The organism is Nesiotobacter zosterae (genome assembly GCF_033843645.1).
GTDB lineage: Bacteria > Pseudomonadota > Alphaproteobacteria > Rhizobiales > Stappiaceae > Pseudovibrio > Pseudovibrio zosterae.
Genome location: NZ_JAWXVZ010000011.1, coordinates 99,407 through 116,483, shown reverse-complemented (window position 1 = coordinate 116,483; position 17,077 = coordinate 99,407). Strand labels below are relative to the sequence as shown.

Sequence of the window (17,077 nt, the reverse complement as noted above, 5' to 3'; positions counted from 1 at the left end):
TTCACCAAACCTTGGCATATGCCGGGAATTGGAGCGTAGTAGCTCCTCTCAAAACGGTACGGACAGATTCTGCCCACCGGTTGGCGCGCTTAATAACCGGTTTCTGGCCATTTGTCACCGGTCTCCGGCGATTTTTTTCGATTTTACTTGGCGTTTCGAGCCAGATGCGCTGCCCACAAATCAGGACGTCGCTGTTCTGTGAGTTTCTTCGATTGTTCAAGCCGCCATTCGTTGATCAACCGATGGTTTCCGCTGGTCAAAACCTCTGGAATCCCTCGATCCTCGAAAATCGCGGGGCGGGTGTAGTGCGGGTGCTCAAGAAGACCGTTCTCAAAGCTTTCCGTTTCACCACTCTCTTGATTGCCCATAACGCCCGGGAGCAAGCGAACCACGGCATCAAGTACAATCGTCGCCGCCATCTCTCCGCCGGAAAGAATGTAATCGCCGATGGAAACCTCTTCCAGTTGACGGGCCTCGATCACCCGCTCATCAACGCCTTCAAATCGACCACATATGATGATGGCGCCGGGTCCCTCAGCCAGCTGCCGGGCACGGTTCTGCGTGAAAGGCTTGCCGCGCGGGCTCATGAGCAACCGCGGCCGGGGATCGTCTTCTTCTGTCACATCGTCAATTGCCTTGGCCAAAATGTCGGCTCGCAGCACCATGCCCGCCCCGCCACCTGACGGCGTATCGTCAACCGAACGATGCTTGTCTGTTGCGTAGTCGCGAATGCTCTTTGCATCCAGCGACCAGTCTCCGCGCTCCAACGCTTTTCCCGAGAGGCTCATGCCGAGATTGCCAGGAAACATTTCAGGATAGAGAGTGAGAATGCTTGCGCGAAAGCTCATGGTGCCCTTTGACGTGTGATTGGAGGTGCTATGAGTGCAAATACCCCATTTGACCGGTCAAAAACAGAAAAAACCAACGAATGGAGGAAGTTGCTCCAGAGCGGTTTTGATTGATGCAGATTCATCCAAATGAGCCGTCTTACTTTGAGGTATCATTAACCGAGTCGGGTTTCTAATCTTGAGGTGAACCGAAGGTTAGGGACAATGAAACACCTAGTAACGCGTTATTTTTATTTGTCTTCTGTCAACTTGGCACTGCTTGGTGCCGCAGCGATTCTAGGCGTCATGTGGGATCAACTTCTTGTTAGCCCCCTGCCCGACCCGTTAGATAAACTGGTTCATCTTTGTTACTTCGCCGCACTCACAGTTATCTTGTACAGGCTCATGAACAAAAACATCATCCCTGCATTTCTTTGCGCATTCGCGCTCGGCATTCTTGGGGAATGCCTGCATGGCCTTCTCACCAGCGACCCTATTCAGGTGATGGACTTTGTAGCCAATGGGCTGGGCGTTACCGCCACAGTGTCACTCATGGGATTGATAAGGTCAGAGAGCGAGGCGTTGCAACGCTGTATTGCACGCTCAGAGCACGATCTGCGCCCGATAAGAATAAAGGAACCTGTTCAAGGCCCGCGCCGTTTCATGAGCCCGTTGAACCGCTAGACGATCAGGTCTCGTCCTTGCCATCGTCCTGTTTGATCTCCTCGAAGAAACCAAGAGGCGGATCGATGTGCACCACGCCCTCTTCGAGGTCGATGGATGGCACGGTCTGCTTGTCAAACGGGAACAGCACGGTCTTGCCGCTCTTCTCGCGGACCTCAATGAGATCGCCCGCACCGAAGTTCAACAGCGCGACAACGCTGCCATAGTCTTCGCCCTCAGGGCCTTTGACCGGCAGTCCGATGAGATCTGAGTGGTAGAACTCGTCCTCGTCCTCCGGCTCCGGCAACCGTTCACGAGGGATGTAAAGCTTAAGGCCGTTCAAGGCTTCCGCTTCATTGCGGTCATTGATGCCTTCGAACTTGGTCACCACCACGTTCTTCTGCACCCGCGCCCGCTTGATCTTGAACTTGCGGCTGCCGTCTTCAGTTTCCAGCTTGCCGTAGTCCGTAAATGAGAGCGGGTCATCACCAAATGGTTTGACCCGCACCTCACCTTTGATGCCGTGAGCGGCCCCAACCTGTGCCATCAGAATACGTTTACCGGCTTCTTGCGCCATCAGCACTCAACTCCGCACAGATTGGGTCAAACTATTACTCGGAAGCAGCTTCTGCGGCTTCTGCAGCAGCTTCTTCAGCCGCAGCCTTGGCTTCAGCTTCCTTAGCCAGCTTCTCGTCAAGACGCTCCTGAGCCTTCTTGCCGAGCTTTGCCTTGTTTGGGTTGTTGCGTGCGTCACGCTTCAGGATGCCAGCTGCATCGAGGAAACGGTGTACGCGGTCGGTTGGCTTTGCGCCATGACCCAGCCAATGCTTGATGCGCTCTTCGTTCAGCTCAACGCGCTTCTCGTCGTCCTTTGGAAGCATTGGGTTGTAGCGACCAACAACTTCAAGAAAACGACCGTCACGTGGGGAACGAACGTCAGAGATTACGATGCGGTAGAAAGGACGCTTCTTTGCGCCACCGCGAGCAAGACGGATTTTAGTAGCCATTTTTATTCTCCTAGTAGTCAGTTTTGCCGCGGTCAGCAGCAATGGCTTCATGATGTCGAATGACTTCCTTGACGATGAAGTTCAAGAACTTCTCGGCAAAATCAGGATCCAGATTTGCCTCTGCCGCCAAACGGCGCAGGCGCTCAATCTGCAACTTCTCTCGGGCCGGATCGGCTGGTGGAAGATCATGGGCCGCTTTCAGCTCGCCCACCGCCTTGGTGCAACGAAACCTTTCAGCCAGCATGTGAACGAGAGCCGCATCAATGTTGTCGATGCTGGATCGCAGGCCGCCAAGAATTTCCTTGGCACGTTCAGTTTCCTCTGATCCGCTCACGTTACTTCTTCCCCTTGCCTAGTCCCGGAAGACCAGGACCGCCGATACCCGGCAATTTTGGGCCGCCAAGACCAGGCATTCCACCCGGCAGGCCACCACCTGGCAAGTCCATGCCGCCCGGCAGCTGACCAGATTTAGCCATCTGTTCCAGCGCCTTGGGGTCAACATTTGGCATTCCGCCGCCCATACCTGGCATGCCGCCACCCATGGCGCCCATCATCTTGCCAAGCATGCCCTTGCCTTTGCCCTTACCCATGGCCTTCATCATGTCGGCCATCTGGCGGTGCATCTTCAATAGCTTGTTCACATCCGCAACCTGAACGCCCGCACCGGCGGCAACACGCTTCTTACGGCTCGCCTTCAGGAGCTCGGGCTTCTCGCGCTCTGTCTTGGTCATGGACTGGATGATTGCCACCTGACGCTTGAACACCTTGTCGTCGATGTTTGCCGCATCAAGCTGCTTCTTCATCTTGCCCACGCCCGGCATCATGCCCATGAGACCGGACATGCCACCCAGCTTTTCCATCTGCTGCAGCTGATCTTTCAGATCATTGAGGTCAAAATGACCCTTCTGCATCTTCTTGGCCATCTGAGCCGCTTTTTCGGCGTCAATCGCCTCAGAAGCTTTCTCAACGAGCGAGACAATATCGCCCATGCCCAAGATGCGGTCGGCGATGCGCTTCGGATGGAAGTCTTCCAGATCCTCAGCCTTTTCACCGGTACCAATCAGCTTGATCGGCTTGCCCGTCACCGCGCGCATGGAAAGCGCCGCACCGCCGCGGCCATCACCATCCATACGGGTGAGCATGATACCCGTGATGCCAACACGCTCGTTAAAGTTGCTAGCCAGATTAACCGCGTCCTGACCGGTCAAGGCGTCGGCAACCAGAAGGATTTCGTGCGGGTTGGTCGCCGCCTTGATGTCCGCCATCTCTCCCATGAGAGGCTCATCAATGTGCGTGCGGCCCGCGGTATCGAGCATGACCACATCATAGCCACCCAGCTTGGCGGCAGTGATGGCACGCTTTGCGATGTCAACCGGCTGCTGTCCTTCAATGATCGGCAGCGTATCAACACTGTTCTGTTCCCCCAGAACCCGGAGCTGCTCCTGGGCAGCTGGACGACGGGTATCAAGGGAGGCCATCAGCACCTTGCGTTTGTCGCGGTGGGTCAGGCGACGCGCGATCTTGCCGGTAGCTGTGGTTTTACCTGCGCCCTGCAAACCGACCATCATGATGCAGACAGGTGCCGGCGCATTCAGATCGATCGGCTGACCTTCGGTGCCAAGCATTTCCACCAACTGGTCGTGAACGATCTTGACGACCATCTGGCCAGGCTTGATGGACTTGACAACTTCAGAACCAACGGCGCGGTTTCGCACCTTGTCGGTGAAGGAACGAACGATCGGCAGTGCCACATCGGCCTCAATGAGGGCACGGCGGACCTCGCGCAGTGCTTCATTCACATCGGATTCCGACAAGGCACCACGCTTGGTGAGCTTATCGAGAATGCCGCCTAGGCGATCTGACAGGTTATCGAACATAGCGTTCCTTTAAATCTCAGTTCGGTTTCAAGGTGTCGGCTATCCTAAACCGAACCCCTTGGTCCGCTCCATCCCCAAAGCACGCGAGCCCAGCCAAAACGCAAAGCGCATAGCAAAAAAGCACCCGAGGGCGCATCGCGCTGTCGGGTGTTGACCTCCGGGATCTCTTTATACCTTTGCGGGTCCCGGTCAGTGGCTCATATGACATCCAAGTCTGGAGTTCAGGGTGGTTTAGTCGAACGGGCCAAGGGAGTCAAGCGGCATTTCAGAACAGAACACGAAGGAAAACGAGGCTTTCTCCCCTAATTTCGCCCCGCGAAAGTCGGATCTCCAAGTCTACGGTCTTGGTGAAATAAGCATATATGCTTAAGGTTGCACGGCGGACACCGAGGGCTTTATCATGCGCAATCTTTTCGTTTTCATCGCAATTGTGGCTATTGCATTGGTTGCACTCTTCTTTTTCGGCCCGCGCGCCTCTGATGATACACAGATAACGTTTGATCCCGGCAGCATTGGCGAGGACATTGACGCATATCTTGCAGAAGAAGAGAGCAAGTTTAACGACATGCGCGAGGGGCTGGAGAAACAGGTAATCTGGGCCAACCCGGAAACGAAAGAAAAGACAGAGTACGCCGTCGTTTACATCCACGGATTCTCTGCAAGCAAGGAGGAAATCCGCCCCGTTCCAGACCGGGTAGCCGATACCTTGCGCGCCAATCTTTATTACACACGTCTTACCGGGCACGGCCGCAGCAGCGCGGCCATGGCAGAGTCATCCCTGCCAGCATGGCTGAACGATCTCGCTGAAGCCTTGGAAATTGCCAGTCGTATCGGAAACAAAACGATCGTGATAGCCACCTCCACAGGTGGTTCACTGGCCGCTTGGGGCGCTCTTTCACAAAGCCCGATCATGGAACGCACAGAGGCGGTGGTGCTGTTTTCACCGAACTTCGGCCCCAATGCCTTCGGCGCATTCCTTCTGGCTGCGCCCTATGCCGAATACTACGTGCCCATGTTGCTGGGGCAGACCTATGGCAGCTCCGCAGGTGCAACGCCGGAAGAAGACTATGCCTGGACACTGTCCTACCCCTCTGTAGCACTCATTCCGATGGCTGCAAGTGTTGATGCGGTCAAACGTCTGGACCCCTCAACAAACACCATCCCGACCCTGTTCATTTACAGCGAGAAGGACAAAACAGTAGATCCTCTAAAGACCAACGAGGCCTACGATTTGTGGGGTGGAACCAAGGAGCGCATCCTTGTTGAGACCTCCGGCGATCCCGAATTCCACGTGAACGCCGGAGATATTGTAAGCCCTCAGAACAACGACAGCGTCACCAAGGATATTCTTGACTGGCTGAAGTCTCTGGGTGTGAGTTAGGCGGTATGCGAATAATCCCGTTCGCCAAAGATGGCTGATCCCACACGCACATGGGTAGCCAAGTGCTTGACGGCAATCTCATAGTCTGCGGACATGCCCATGGAGAGCTTGTCGAGGCCATTGCGCCGGGCAATCTTCTCAAGCAGCGCAAAATGCATGCCCGGTGCTTCGTCGACGGGTGGAATACACATCAGGCCTTCGATGGTAAGACCGTATTCATCGCGGCACTTGGCAATGAAAGCATCCGCATCTTGCGGCGCAATACCTGCTTTTTGGTCTTCTTCACCCGTGTTCACCTGAATGTAAAGCCGTGGGTGCTTCCCCTGCTTTTCCATTTCGGCTTTCAAGGCCTTGGCAATCTTGTCGCGGTCCACGCTGTGAATGACGTCGAAGGTCTGAACCGCCTCTTTCGCCTTGTTGGATTGCAACGGGCCAATCAGGTGCAGCTCCACGCCGTCAAACTCATCGCGCAGTTCAGGCCACTTTTTCATGGCCTCTTGAACCTTGTTCTCGCCAAAGACGCGCTGACCGGCGCTGAGAACCGGGCGAATGTGGTCCGCATCAAATGTTTTCGACACAGCAATGAGAGTCACGGACCCTGCCTCGCGGCCCGCGTCCTTTTCCGCTTTGGCAATCGCCTCGCGTACCGAGTTCAGACGGGTTTCGGCTTCCATGCTCATTTTGATCCTCTGATTTTTTCCAATGGGTTTAGAACCGCTTCCAGATGAGAAGCGACAGTGATTGGCGTCGGTTATCCATGAATACCGACTACTGAAGCTTTTGTCGCTGGCAATTGATGTTTTTTCCGCAGTCAGAAGCTTGACCAGACTACCAATTTCTGGTGACAGTCCGGTCAATCGAATTTGAATGCCCTTCGGGTACGGCAAACATACGGCGGAATAGATGGCTACGGAGCGATACAACGCGCGCGATACGGAAGCGCGCTGGCAAAAGAAGTGGGAAGAGCAGGAAGTTTTCACCACGGACAACGATGATCCGCGGGACAAGTACTACGTACTCGAAATGTTTCCCTACCCCTCCGGCCGCATCCACATGGGCCATGTGCGCAACTACGCGATGGGGGATGTGGTAGCTCGTTTCAAGCGCGCAACCGGGTTCAACGTGCTGCACCCAATGGGGTGGGATGCGTTTGGCATGCCAGCGGAAAACGCGGCAATGGAGAAGAAGGTCCATCCAAAGGGCTGGACCTATGACAACATCGCCACCATGCGTGGCCAGCTGAAATCCATGGGTCTGTCTCTGGACTGGAGCCGTGAGTTCGCCACTTGTGATGAGGACTACTACGCTCAACAGCAGCGGCTTTTCATCGATTTTCTCAATGCCGGTCTGATCTACCGAAAGAACGCCAAGGTGAACTGGGACCCGGTCGACATGACCGTTCTGGCAAACGAACAGGTGATCGACGGCAAGGGATGGCGCTCTGGTGCCACTGTCGAACAGAAAGAGCTGACCCAGTGGTTCTTCAAGATCTCCGAGTTCTCCGAGGATCTCCTGGACAGTCTGGACACCCTTGACCGCTGGCCGGAAAAAGTACGCCTTATGCAGAAGAACTGGATTGGCCGTTCTGAAGGCCTGAAGGTTTTCTTCGAGTTCACAGAGGCTGCGCCGACCGGCGATACCGCACTGGAGATATTCACCACCCGCCCGGACACCTTGTTTGGCGCGTCTTTCATGGGCCTTTCTCCGGATCATCCGATCACGCAGAAGCTGTCAGAAGACAATGAAGAGCTTCAGGCCTTCATTGCTGAGTGCCGCCGGATCGGAACAACGGAAGAAGCCATTGAGACCGCAGACAAGCTGGGTTTTGACACCGGCCTGCGCGTAAAGCACCCGCTTGATCCAAGCTGGGAGCTGCCGGTCTACGTGGCTAACTTCATCCTCATGGACTACGGCACTGGCGCGATTTTCGCGTGCCCGGCTCATGACCAACGCGACCTTGATTTTGCACGCAAGTACGGTCTGCCGGCCAAGGCTGTGGTTCTGCCTGAGGGCGAAGACCCGAATACGTTCGAAGTCGCAGATGAAGCTTACACAGGTGAAGGCAGCATCTTTAACTCTGACTTCCTGAACGGCCTCAGCATTTCTGATGCGAAAAACGCTGTTGCTGAAAAGCTGGAAGCGCAGAAGGTTGGCGACAAGCCTCAGGGCACCCGCGAGATCAACTATCGTTTGCGTGACTGGGGCATCTCCCGCCAGCGCTATTGGGGCTGCCCGATCCCCGTCATTCACTGTGATGATTGCGGCCCTCAGCCAGCGCCTGTTGATAGCCTGCCAATCACCCTGCCGGAAGACGTAACGTTTGACCGTCCAGGTAACCCATTGGACCGTCACCCTACTTGGCGTGATGTGAAGTGCCCCTGCTGTGGCAAGGACGCCAAGCGCGAAACCGACACCATGGACACCTTCGTGGATTCTTCCTGGTACTTCGCGCGTTTCACCGATCCTAAAAACAGCAATCCGACCGATCCAGCCGCCGCAAACGCATGGCTGCCGGTGGACCAGTATATTGGCGGCATTGAGCACGCGATCCTGCACCTGCTCTACTCCCGCTTCTTCACCCGTGCCATGCAGATCACCAAGCATCTGGACCTGAAAGAGCCGTTCAAGGGCCTCTTTACTCAGGGCATGGTGAACCACGAAACCTACAAGGCCTCCTCGGATGGCCGCTGGGTTTCCCCGGCTGACATCAAGATTGAAGAGCTGGAAAGCGGCCGCAAGGCAACGCTTCTTGAAACCGGCGAAGACGTTCTGATCGGCTCTGTCGAGAAGATGTCCAAGTCCAAGAAGAACGTGGTTGATCCGACCGACATCATCGACACCTATGGCGCTGATACTGCCCGTTGGTTCGTTCTGTCCGACAGCCCGCCAGAGCGCGACATCATTTGGACCGAGGACGGTGTTCTCGGCGCATGGCGCCACGTTCAACGCGTATGGCGCGTGATCAACGACATCGCAGAAAAAACAGAGGCAGTTGCCACCAAGCCTGGCACCTTCGGTGATGATGCGCTGGCCCTGCGCCGCACAACACACAAGACGCTTGCCGGTGTTCAAAAAGACTTCGATTCACTGGGCTTCAACCGCGCTGTAGCGAAGATCTATGAGTTCCTCAACGCCATCAGCAAGGCATCCCAGAGCGATCTCTCCGGTGAAGACATGGTGTTCGCCCTGCGTGAAAGCGCCGAGTACCTTCTGCATATGATGGCGCCGATCACGCCGCACCTTGCTGAGGAATGCTGGGCCGTTCTGGGCAACACCACTCTGGTTTCCCAAGGCAGCTGGCCAAATCTGGAGGAAGACCTGCTTGTTGAAGACACCATCACCTTGCCGATCCAGATCAACGGCAAGAAAAAAGGTGACTTAACAATTGCAAGAGACTCTTCCAAAGAGGAGGTCGAAGCGGCTACTCTGGCACACGAGGTTGTGCAGCGGGCACTTGAGGGCAAAGCCCCGCGCAAAGTCATTGTGGTACCCCAGAGGATCGTGAATGTCGTTGTTTGATCTAAAGGCGCAGACTGCCTTTGCAAACCGCCGGGCCCTGCTCGGCGGTGTTGCCGTTGTTGCAAGTGCTCTTTTGCTTGCTGGCTGTCAGGTTCGTCCGCTGTATGGCGTAAAAGCCGTGACACTTACTGCGGACGGTCAAGAGGTCGAGACATCCGTTCAACAGCAGCTGGCATCAATTGACGTGGAAGTGGCGGACATCGGCGGTGAAAGCCTTTCACGCGTCAACCAGTTCCTGCGCAATGAACTGCTGTTCAACCTGCGCCGCGGCGGCGATGGTCTGCCTACCCAGTATCGCATCAAGATCCTCGTCAACAAAATCGAGAGCGAAGTCGGCGTTGAAGAACTGGCAGACGTGCCTTCCGCTTATAATCTGACCTTGAATGCCAGCTTCATCCTGTCAGATGCAGCAAACGAAAAGACGCTCTACACGGGCCGCTCCTTCGCCTCTGCATCCTATGACTTCTCCAGCCAGCGTTTTGCCAACCTGCGTGCGGAACGCGATGCAGAAGACCGTGCGGCCAAGGTGGTGGCAGCGGACATTCAGGCCCGTCTGGCTGGTTACTTTGCCAGCCAAATTTAACGGACAGGTCGGTTATGGTCGCGCTTAAAGCACAGGAAGTCGATCGGTTTGTCGCCAAACCGCCAGAATCCGTGTCTCTTGTGCTTGTCTATGGACCAGACACCGGCCTTGTCAGTGAACGCGCGGGTCAGCTGATCAAACAGGTGGCCGGAGAGAACGACGATCCGTTCTCTCAGGTCAAACTGGACGGCTCCGATATCAGCAACGATCCAAATCGTTTGATTGATGAGGCGCTCACGATCCCCATGTTTGGCGGGCGCCGAACCATATGGGTGAAGGACGGCAGCTCGAAGAATATTGTTCCGGCCGTCGAGCTGCTTCTCAAGAATCCCGATCAGCCCTCTTTCATCGTGATCGAAGCGGGTGATCTGAAAAAGACCGCGCCGCTGCGCAAGAAGTTTGAAAGCGACAAGCTTGCTGTCGCTCTGCCCTGTTTTCCAGATACCGACAGAGACGTTGACAGGCTTATTGACGAGGAAACGCGCAACGCAGGCCTCACCATCAGCCGCGAAGCAAAAATGGCGCTCAAAAGCCTTCTGGGGGCCGATAGACGGGCAAGCCGTGGTGAACTCCAGAAGCTGTGCCTTTATGCGATGGAAGACCAGCGCATTGAAAGCCGCCATGTTGAAGAGATCATTGGCGACGCGTCCGCCTTCGTTATGGACGAACTGATTGATGCCGCTGCGTTAGGTCAACTGAAAACACTGGACCAGGGCCTGGAGCGCTTAGAAGCGGGCGGTATGGATGCAGGCGTTATCGCCTCTCAAGCCCTGCGCCATTTTCAGACCCTGCATCTTTGCAAGCTGGAGGTGATGAAACGCCGCAGCGCCGAAGATGTGGTGGGGGGATTACGTCCTCCCGTTTTCTGGAAACGCAAATCCAAAATGGTCCGTCAGGTGGAGATCTGGCCTGCCGAGCAGCTTGAACGCGCGCTGGTGCGTCTCAATGATACGGTAAAAGCAGCGCGTTTGAATCCGGTTCTGGGCCCCGCCATTCTCTCTCACGCCCTCCTGATGATTGGCCAATACGCCAATCGCGCCAATCGCTAAGGCTTATCTAAATCAAAGCCGCGACCGCCTTCCTTCTTCGTTTCGAAGTCGAAACATATTTGGGCTGAGTAGCTAGATGCGGGAGCAAACAAAAAAGCCGACCTGTGAAACAGACCGGCTTCCTAAAGCTAAGAGATAGCGTTTAAATCAGTTTTCAATGCCCAGCAGGCGACAAACCTCATCAAGCTGCTCCAACGATGCATACTTGATCTTCAGCTCTCCAGCGCCCTTCTCAGGCTTGTGAGCAATCGCCACTTTCAGACCCAGACCATCAGCAAGGCGCTTTTCCAAAGCCTTGGTATCTGCATCTTTTTCTGGCTTAGGCGCCTTATCTTTCTTTTCGAACAAAGACGGATCCTGAGCGAGGCGTTCCGCATCACGAACCGTCAGGCCCTTCTCGACAATGAGATCAGCCAGCGCCGCAGGATCCTCTGCAGTGATCAGCGCGCGCGCGTGCCCGGCGGTCAAAAGACCTTCCGCCAGATAATCCTTGACTGAGTTCGGTAGTTTCAGAAGGCGCAAGGTATTTGCAACGTGGCTACGGCTTTTGCCGATCACCTTTGAAAGCTCTACCTGGCTGTAGGAAAACTCTTCGATGAGCTGGTCATAACCCAATGCTTCTTCGATCGGGTTCAGGTCCGCACGCTGAACATTTTCAATGATCGCAAGCTCAAGTGCTTCCTGATCCGTCACATCGCGAACCACCACCGGTGCATCATGCAAACCCACGCGCTGCGCGGCACGCCAGCGGCGCTCACCAGCAATGATTTCGTAGTGGCCGGGAACATTCGGCTGAGGACGCACCAGAATTGGTTGAACGATACCCTTTTCGCGGATCGATTCAGAAAGGCTGCTGAGGTCTTCTTCGACAAAGGATTTGCGCGGATTGCGCGGGTTTGGGCGCATGTTCTCAATCGGAACCTTGCGCACATCCCGTGGCCGTTCTGAAGGGCTTGCGGTTTCGATGTTTACATCCCCAATCAAAGCCGCAAGACCACGCCCCAAACGCTTGTTGCTCCGACCGCCTTCTTCAGACTTAGCCATTCTTCTTCACCTAATTGATGCCAGTAGGGGCGAAGCGCCGCGCAAACGCCCCTGTTTTGCGCAGCCCTTGCAAACTACGCATTAATTTTTTAACGAAACCTGCAGCTGCCTTGTTGCCCTCAGGCTCAGGCCGCTGCCATACGCATATCCCGCTCACGCTGAATGATCTCAGAGGCCAGACGCAGATACGCCTGAGACCCAGAGCACTTCAAATCGTAGAGCAGCGCGGGTTTGCCATAGGACGGAGCTTCGGAAACACGCACGTTGCGCGGGATCACGGTTTCATACACCGCGTCACCCATTGTCTCCCGAACGTCCTGAACAACCTGACTGGAAAGGTTGTTTCGGCTGTCATACATGGTCAAAACAATGCCGTGGATGCTCAGCTCCGCGTTGAGTGTCTGCTTGACCTGTTCCACCGTACTCAGCAACTGGCTCAACCCCTCCAACGCGAAAAACTCGCATTGCAGCGGCACCAGAATGGAGTGCGAAGCGCTCAGCGCATTGATGGTGAGCAAGTTCAGGGATGGCGGACAATCCACCAGCACGTAAGAGAACCCTTGCGCCCGTCCCTGCTCTGCCATCTTGGCAAGACCGTTAATTGCGTTTCGCAACCGAAACGCTCTGTCAGACGCAGAAGATATCTCCAGCTCCACACCCAACAGATCCATGGTCGATGGCGCGATCCAAAGGCGCGGCACAGCTGTTTCCTGAAGCGCCTCCTGAAGCGAGCAATCGCCACATAAAACATCATAGGTAGAGTACTCACGGGATTGCCGGTCAATGCCCAGACCCGTGGACGCATTCCCCTGCGGATCCAGGTCGATAACCAGCACACGCTCACCAATGGCGGCCAAAGCCGTGCCCAAATTGATGGCTGTGGTGGTTTTCCCAACGCCGCCCTTCTGGTTGGCAAGCGTCAAAACCCGCGGTGATTGAGGCAATAAATTCATGAGACAGGTCCCCGTCCAGCCGTCGCAGGTTCTATACCCCGAATAATCAGAACGCGACTTAGCGGATCTACTCGACTTCTCTGTTCTACCAGATCTAGGGTCCACTCGTGAGAAGCTTCTTCAATCTCCCTCTGAAAATCTTGCCCTTTGTGGAAAACAGCGGTAGCACCCTGTTGAATCAAACTGGCAGAAAACCCGCATAAAACCAGCAAATTAGCCAGGGCACGCGCTGAAACACCATCAATGGGATCGGTCCATCCCTTTGTAACGGCTTCGATTCTTCCGGCATGAACCTTAACAGTGCTACCCGTCTCCCGCGCCACCGTGCGCAGGAACGCCGCCTTGCGTTGATTGCTCTCCACGAGGTGGACAACTGCATCCGGCTCATCTGCCAGCAATATTGCTGTCACAAGACCGGGGAATCCTGCCCCGCTGCCAAAGTCCATCCAGCGGCGGGCTTCCGGTAGCGCCTTTTGGATCTGAATCGAATCGGCCACATGGCGCAGCCAGATTTCATCCATTGTCTTTGGCGCGATCAGGTTCTGTGCCGGCTGCCATTTTCGAACCAAATCAACGTAAATGGACAGGCGCTCGAATGTTTCATGTGAAACATCCGGATACATCGCCTGCACTGCCTTAATTTGTTCTTTGTCTGTTTCAATTGCCACGAGACTATCCAGTTTGTGCCGCGCGCAAGCCATTACGGCGCACATGCCCTAGCAACAAGGTTAACGCTGCAGGGGTCACCCCATCCACTCGCGATGCCTGCCCTATCGTACTTGGCCGCACCGCCTCCAACTTTTGTCTAACTTCATTAGATAGACCCGCCATGGCGCTGTAATCTAGATCCGCAGGAATGCTCAGCGCTTCGTCTTTCCTCAGCGCTTCGATATCCGCAGACTGGCGTTCGAGGTAAACAGCGTACATGGCATCAATCGCTACCTGATCTGCAATTGCCCGATCAACGCTTTTCAGCTCCTCGAAAACATCCAGCAGCATGTCCAATGTAATGTTCGGATAGGCCAACAGGTCAAAGGCACTGCGCTTGACCCCATCCTGATTTATCGGCAGGCCATACTTGCGCCCTTCATTGGGTGAAATCACGAGGGATTTCATCAAGGCTGTCACTTCGTCCAGCGCAGCCTTTTTGGTCGCAAACGCATCGCGTCGCACCTCACCAACGCATCCCCATTCAAGCCCCAAAGGGGTTAACCGCTGGTCGGCATTGTCCGCGCGCAGGGACAAGCGATACTCCGCCCGCGAAGTGAACATACGGTAAGGCTCTGTCACGCCGCGGGTCACCAGATCATCAACCATTACGCCGATATAGGCATCAGCACGGCCAACAATGATTGGCTCCTCACCCTTCGCCAGCCGCGCCGCGTTCAGGCCTGCCAACAGCCCTTGGGCACCTGCTTCCTCATAGCCCGTCGTCCCGTTGATCTGACCAGCGAGAAACAGCCCTTTCTGCTTCTTCACTTCCAGTGTCGGACGCAGCTCAGTTGGGTCAATATGATCGTACTCGATGGCGTAACCGGGCTTGATCACCTCAACCTTTTCAAGGCCGGGAATTGTCTTCAGGAACGCAAGCTGGGCGTCCACGGGAAGAGAAGTAGAAATGCCGTTTGGATAAACTGTATGATCATCAAGGCCTTCGGGCTCAAGGAATACCTGATGGCCATCCCGATCGCCGAAACGCACCACCTTGTCTTCAATCGAAGGACAGTAGCGTGGCCCCCTTCCCTTGATCTCACCGGAATACATGGCCGAGCGATCTAGGTTCGCGCGAATGATGTCGTGGGTTTCCATGGTCGTGCGGGTGATGTAGCAGGAAACCTGCGGAACTGTAATCTTCTCCGTCAGCGTGGAGAATGGCTCAGGAGCCTCATCACCCGGCTGCTCCACCAACTGGTCCCAGTCTATGGTGCGACCGTCGAGGCGCGCTGGAGTACCCGTTTTAAGGCGTCCAAGACGCAGGCCGATTGCTTCCAACGAAGCAGACAGGCCCAAGGCTGGTTTTTCACCATCACGTCCGGCTGGCGTTTTCTCCAACCCCACGTGAATCATGCCGCGCAAGAAAGTACCGGTGGTAAGAACCACCGCGCAGGCTTCCAGCCGCCGCCCATCCGCCATCAAGATGCCTTGCAACACGCCGCTGTCCAGGATCAGCGTATCCGCCTCCCCTTCAACCACTTCAAGATTCTCAATCGCAGAGATCTCGCGCTGCATGGCTTCACGATAAAGCTTGCGGTCCGCCTGAGCGCGCGGCCCCTGCACTGCTGGCCCCTTGCGTCGGTTCAGCATACGAAACTGGATGCCCGCAGCATCAGCAACACGCCCCATCAGGCCATCAAGAGCGTCAATCTCGCGTACCAGATGGCCCTTCCCCAGACCGCCAATAGCAGGATTGCAGGACATCACACCGATGGTGTCGAACCGGTGGGTCACCAGAGCGGTCCTGGCGCCTGTGCGGGCTGCAGCGGCCGCGGCTTCACAACCAGCGTGGCCACCGCCAATGACAATCACGTCAAAGCGCAGAGTATCTGTGGTCACTCTTCTCTTCCTAAAGTTGGCTCGGTTTATCGTGCAGCTCGCTTGATCGGCGCTGATTTCTGACCGGCTCTCTATATGCTTCGGACTTGCAACAAGTTGGAGGATAAATACATGAGCCGTTGCCTAAGGTCAAAGCTTTGATGCAGCCGATTCGCAGTGCTGTGACACTGATTTAACCAGGCAAGATTCTCCACTGAATTATCCACGGTAATCAACGCGCCTTGACATGTGATGGTTTCACGTGAAACAGGCTCGCTCATTTACCTATGCAGAAGTCCCTAAAAATCACGTCCAGAAGATCTTCTACATCGATGCGCCCAGTGATGCGCCCGAGCTGTTCTGCGGCCATGCGAAGCTCTTCGCTTCGCAGTTCCAACGGCAAATGCGCGCCAGCAATGGCGCGATCCAACGCTTCAACGCACAAGCTTAAATGAGAGCGGTAGCGCTCCCGGGTGATCAGAGGGTTTTCGAAATTGCCGATATTCTCTTCTGCGAACGCTGTCAGCTTCGCCAGAAGCGCATCCATGCCATCATCACTGTGAGTACTAGAGTAAACAAAAGGTAAATTTTCTCCCTTAACCGGGTCCACCCCTGCCGCCAGATCCGCCTTCGTCTTCACGATCCAGACCTTTGCCGCACCATCTTTCAAATGCTCTGGCAAGGGTTCTGAGATGCCATCAAGGCCTTGCGTCCATAGGATAAGGTCCGCATTCTCGGCTGAAGCCAGCGCTCGTTTAATCCCCTCCCTTTCAACCAAACCGGCATTTTCTCTCAGTCCGGCGGTATCTATCAGGGTCACAGGATAGCCGCCCAGATCCAGATGTACTTCCAACACATCGCGGGTCGTGCCAGCTTCAGGGGTCACAATCGCCACATCTCTTCGCGCCAGCTTGTTCATGAGACTGGACTTGCCCGCATTGGGCGGCCCGAGCAGAACCACCACGAGACCGCTTCGCAAGCGTTCGCCTCGCCTTGCGTCGCTCAGGTGCGCTTCTATATCAGCTTTCAAGGTGCTGACCTTGCTCCACACTTCATCAGAGACAGAGTCCGGCACATCCTCCTCATCAGCAAAATCCAGCTCCGCCTCGATAAAGGCGCGACTTCGGATCAAGCTCTCGCGCCATCCGTTGTAAAGCTCACCCAGCGCGCCGGACATTTGTCGCTGAGCCTGGCGTCGCTGCGCCTCTGTTTCCGCGTCTATGAGGTCCGCAAGGCCTTCTACCTCTGTGAGATCCAGCTTGCCATTATGAAAGGCGCGGCGGGTGTATTCCCCCTGCTCTGCCGGACGAAGGCCCTCCATCTCTGACAGCGCCCGCAGCACGGCAGAGACCACAGCCCGACCACCGTGGCAATGAAGCTCAACAGTGTCCTCGCCAGTAAAGCTGTTTGGGCCTTCAAACCACAGCACCAAGGCCTCATCGAGAACGCTTCCATCCACAGGGTGATAAAGTTTCCGAAGTGATGATTCACGTGAAACAGGAAATTTACCTTTTATCAGGAGGCGCAACGCATCCCGGCTCTGTGGTCCTGAAAGACGAATGACAGCAACGCCGGATGGCAAAGCCCCACTGGACAAGGCGAAAATCGTATCTCTGCGGCCAGCACTCAAATTATTCATATT

The 17,077-nt window shown here is 55.4% G+C and carries 16 protein-coding genes; 5 read left to right on the top strand and 11 right to left on the bottom strand.

Annotated features, from left to right (window positions below):
- Positions 1–143: 143 nt before the first annotated feature.
- Positions 144–848, bottom strand: coding sequence for a tRNA (guanosine(37)-N1)-methyltransferase TrmD (trmD, locus tag Q3Y58_RS16325; RefSeq protein WP_319622964.1), 705 nt, complete (start codon positions 846–848; stop codon positions 144–146).
- Between the two features lie 204 nt (positions 849–1,052).
- On the opposite strand from trmD, the gene Q3Y58_RS16320 reads away from it, so the two are divergent.
- Positions 1,053–1,511 carry a hypothetical protein gene (locus Q3Y58_RS16320; RefSeq protein ID WP_319622963.1) on the top strand — a complete coding sequence of 153 codons (459 nt, stop codon included), beginning with the start codon at positions 1,053–1,055 and terminating at the stop codon, positions 1,509–1,511.
- A 4-nt stretch (positions 1,512–1,515) separates the two neighbouring features.
- Here Q3Y58_RS16320 and rimM read toward each other — a convergent pair whose 3' ends face one another.
- Genes rimM through ffh form a run of 4 tightly spaced genes read right to left on the bottom strand, consistent with a single transcriptional unit; the run spans position 1,516 to position 4,374 of the window.
- Complete coding sequence (rimM, locus tag Q3Y58_RS16315) at positions 1,516–2,067, bottom strand: ribosome maturation factor RimM (RefSeq protein ID WP_319622962.1); 552 nt, start codon at positions 2,065–2,067, stop codon at positions 1,516–1,518.
- Between the two features lie 34 nt (positions 2,068–2,101).
- Positions 2,102–2,497, bottom strand: a complete 396-nt coding sequence (gene rpsP, locus Q3Y58_RS16310; RefSeq protein WP_274217647.1) for a 30S ribosomal protein S16 — start codon at positions 2,495–2,497, stop codon at positions 2,102–2,104.
- A gap of 10 nt (positions 2,498–2,507) precedes the next feature.
- Entirely contained in the window at positions 2,508–2,831 is a 324-nt protein-coding gene (locus tag Q3Y58_RS16305; RefSeq protein WP_274217648.1) for a chorismate mutase, read from the bottom strand.
- Position 2,832: 1 nt separating this feature from the next.
- Positions 2,833–4,374, bottom strand: coding sequence for a signal recognition particle protein (gene ffh, locus Q3Y58_RS16300; protein WP_319622961.1), 1,542 nt, complete (start codon positions 4,372–4,374; stop codon positions 2,833–2,835).
- Positions 4,375–4,774: 400 nt separating this feature from the next.
- Here ffh and Q3Y58_RS16295 point away from each other — a divergent pair, with 400 nt between their 5' ends.
- On the top strand, positions 4,775–5,755 hold the full coding sequence (locus Q3Y58_RS16295; RefSeq protein WP_319622960.1) for an alpha/beta hydrolase: 981 nt from the start codon (positions 4,775–4,777) through the stop codon (positions 5,753–5,755).
- Here Q3Y58_RS16295 and Q3Y58_RS16290 read toward each other — a convergent pair.
- Positions 5,752–6,435, bottom strand: a complete 684-nt coding sequence (locus Q3Y58_RS16290; RefSeq protein WP_319622959.1) for a YggS family pyridoxal phosphate-dependent enzyme — start codon at positions 6,433–6,435, stop codon at positions 5,752–5,754. The genes Q3Y58_RS16295 and Q3Y58_RS16290 overlap by 4 nt on opposite strands.
- A 223-nt stretch (positions 6,436–6,658) precedes the next feature.
- On the opposite strand from Q3Y58_RS16290, the gene leuS reads away from it, so the two are divergent.
- Genes leuS through holA form a run of 3 tightly spaced genes read left to right on the top strand, consistent with a single transcriptional unit; the run spans position 6,659 to position 10,906 of the window.
- Positions 6,659–9,274 (top strand): leucine--tRNA ligase, encoded by a 2,616-nt coding sequence (gene leuS, locus Q3Y58_RS16285; protein WP_319622958.1) that lies wholly within the window; start codon positions 6,659–6,661, stop codon positions 9,272–9,274.
- Positions 9,261–9,857: an LPS assembly lipoprotein LptE gene (gene lptE / locus Q3Y58_RS16280; RefSeq protein WP_319622957.1), complete on the top strand. Its 597-nt coding sequence runs from the start codon at positions 9,261–9,263 to the stop codon at positions 9,855–9,857. The genes leuS and lptE overlap by 14 nt, the downstream gene beginning before the upstream one ends.
- Before the next feature lie 14 nt (positions 9,858–9,871).
- Positions 9,872–10,906, top strand: a complete 1,035-nt coding sequence (gene holA / locus Q3Y58_RS16275; RefSeq protein WP_319622956.1) for a DNA polymerase III subunit delta — start codon at positions 9,872–9,874, stop codon at positions 10,904–10,906.
- A 147-nt stretch (positions 10,907–11,053) separates the two neighbouring features.
- On the opposite strand, the gene Q3Y58_RS16270 is transcribed toward holA, so the two are convergent.
- The 5 genes from Q3Y58_RS16270 to mnmE form a co-directional block, all read right to left on the bottom strand.
- Positions 11,054–11,950, bottom strand: coding sequence for a ParB/RepB/Spo0J family partition protein (locus tag Q3Y58_RS16270; RefSeq protein WP_274217655.1), 897 nt, complete (start codon positions 11,948–11,950; stop codon positions 11,054–11,056).
- Positions 11,951–12,075: 125 nt separating this feature from the next.
- Positions 12,076–12,903, bottom strand: a complete 828-nt coding sequence (locus Q3Y58_RS16265; RefSeq protein ID WP_274217656.1) for a ParA family protein — start codon at positions 12,901–12,903, stop codon at positions 12,076–12,078.
- Entirely contained in the window at positions 12,900–13,571 is a 672-nt protein-coding gene (gene rsmG / locus Q3Y58_RS16260) for a 16S rRNA (guanine(527)-N(7))-methyltransferase RsmG (protein ID WP_319622955.1), read from the bottom strand. The genes Q3Y58_RS16265 and rsmG overlap by 4 nt, the downstream gene beginning before the upstream one ends.
- A gap of 4 nt (positions 13,572–13,575) precedes the next feature.
- Entirely contained in the window at positions 13,576–15,456 is a 1,881-nt protein-coding gene (mnmG, locus tag Q3Y58_RS16255) for a tRNA uridine-5-carboxymethylaminomethyl(34) synthesis enzyme MnmG (protein ID WP_319622954.1), read from the bottom strand.
- A 256-nt stretch (positions 15,457–15,712) separates the two neighbouring features.
- Entirely contained in the window at positions 15,713–17,074 is a 1,362-nt protein-coding gene (gene mnmE / locus Q3Y58_RS16250) for a tRNA uridine-5-carboxymethylaminomethyl(34) synthesis GTPase MnmE (protein WP_319622953.1), read from the bottom strand.
- Between the last annotated feature and the right edge of the window lie 3 nt (positions 17,075–17,077).

Bases quoted from the DNA above. Each gene is read 5' to 3' on its own strand.
- mnmE (WP_319622953.1), bottom strand. From the start codon at position 17,074: ATGAATAATTTGAGTGCTGGCCGCAGAGATACGATTTTCGCCTTGTCC.
- rpsP (WP_274217647.1), bottom strand. From the start codon at position 2,497: ATGGCTACTAAAATCCGTCTTGCTCGCGGTGGCGCAAAGAAGCGTCCT.
- Q3Y58_RS16270 (WP_274217655.1), bottom strand. From the start codon at position 11,950: ATGGCTAAGTCTGAAGAAGGCGGTCGGAGCAACAAGCGTTTGGGGCGT.
- Q3Y58_RS16320 (WP_319622963.1), top strand. From the start codon at position 1,053: ATGAAACACCTAGTAACGCGTTATTTTTATTTGTCTTCTGTCAACTTG.
- ffh (WP_319622961.1), bottom strand. From the start codon at position 4,374: ATGTTCGATAACCTGTCAGATCGCCTAGGCGGCATTCTCGATAAGCTC.
- Q3Y58_RS16290 (WP_319622959.1), bottom strand. From the start codon at position 6,435: ATGAGCATGGAAGCCGAAACCCGTCTGAACTCGGTACGCGAGGCGATT.
- holA (WP_319622956.1), top strand. From the start codon at position 9,872: ATGGTCGCGCTTAAAGCACAGGAAGTCGATCGGTTTGTCGCCAAACCG.
- lptE (WP_319622957.1), top strand. From the start codon at position 9,261: ATGTCGTTGTTTGATCTAAAGGCGCAGACTGCCTTTGCAAACCGCCGG.
- Q3Y58_RS16295 (WP_319622960.1), top strand. From the start codon at position 4,775: ATGCGCAATCTTTTCGTTTTCATCGCAATTGTGGCTATTGCATTGGTT.
- rimM (WP_319622962.1), bottom strand. From the start codon at position 2,067: ATGGCGCAAGAAGCCGGTAAACGTATTCTGATGGCACAGGTTGGGGCC.
- Q3Y58_RS16265 (WP_274217656.1), bottom strand. From the start codon at position 12,903: ATGAATTTATTGCCTCAATCACCGCGGGTTTTGACGCTTGCCAACCAG.
- trmD (WP_319622964.1), bottom strand. From the start codon at position 848: ATGAGCTTTCGCGCAAGCATTCTCACTCTCTATCCTGAAATGTTTCCT.
- leuS (WP_319622958.1), top strand. From the start codon at position 6,659: ATGGCTACGGAGCGATACAACGCGCGCGATACGGAAGCGCGCTGGCAA.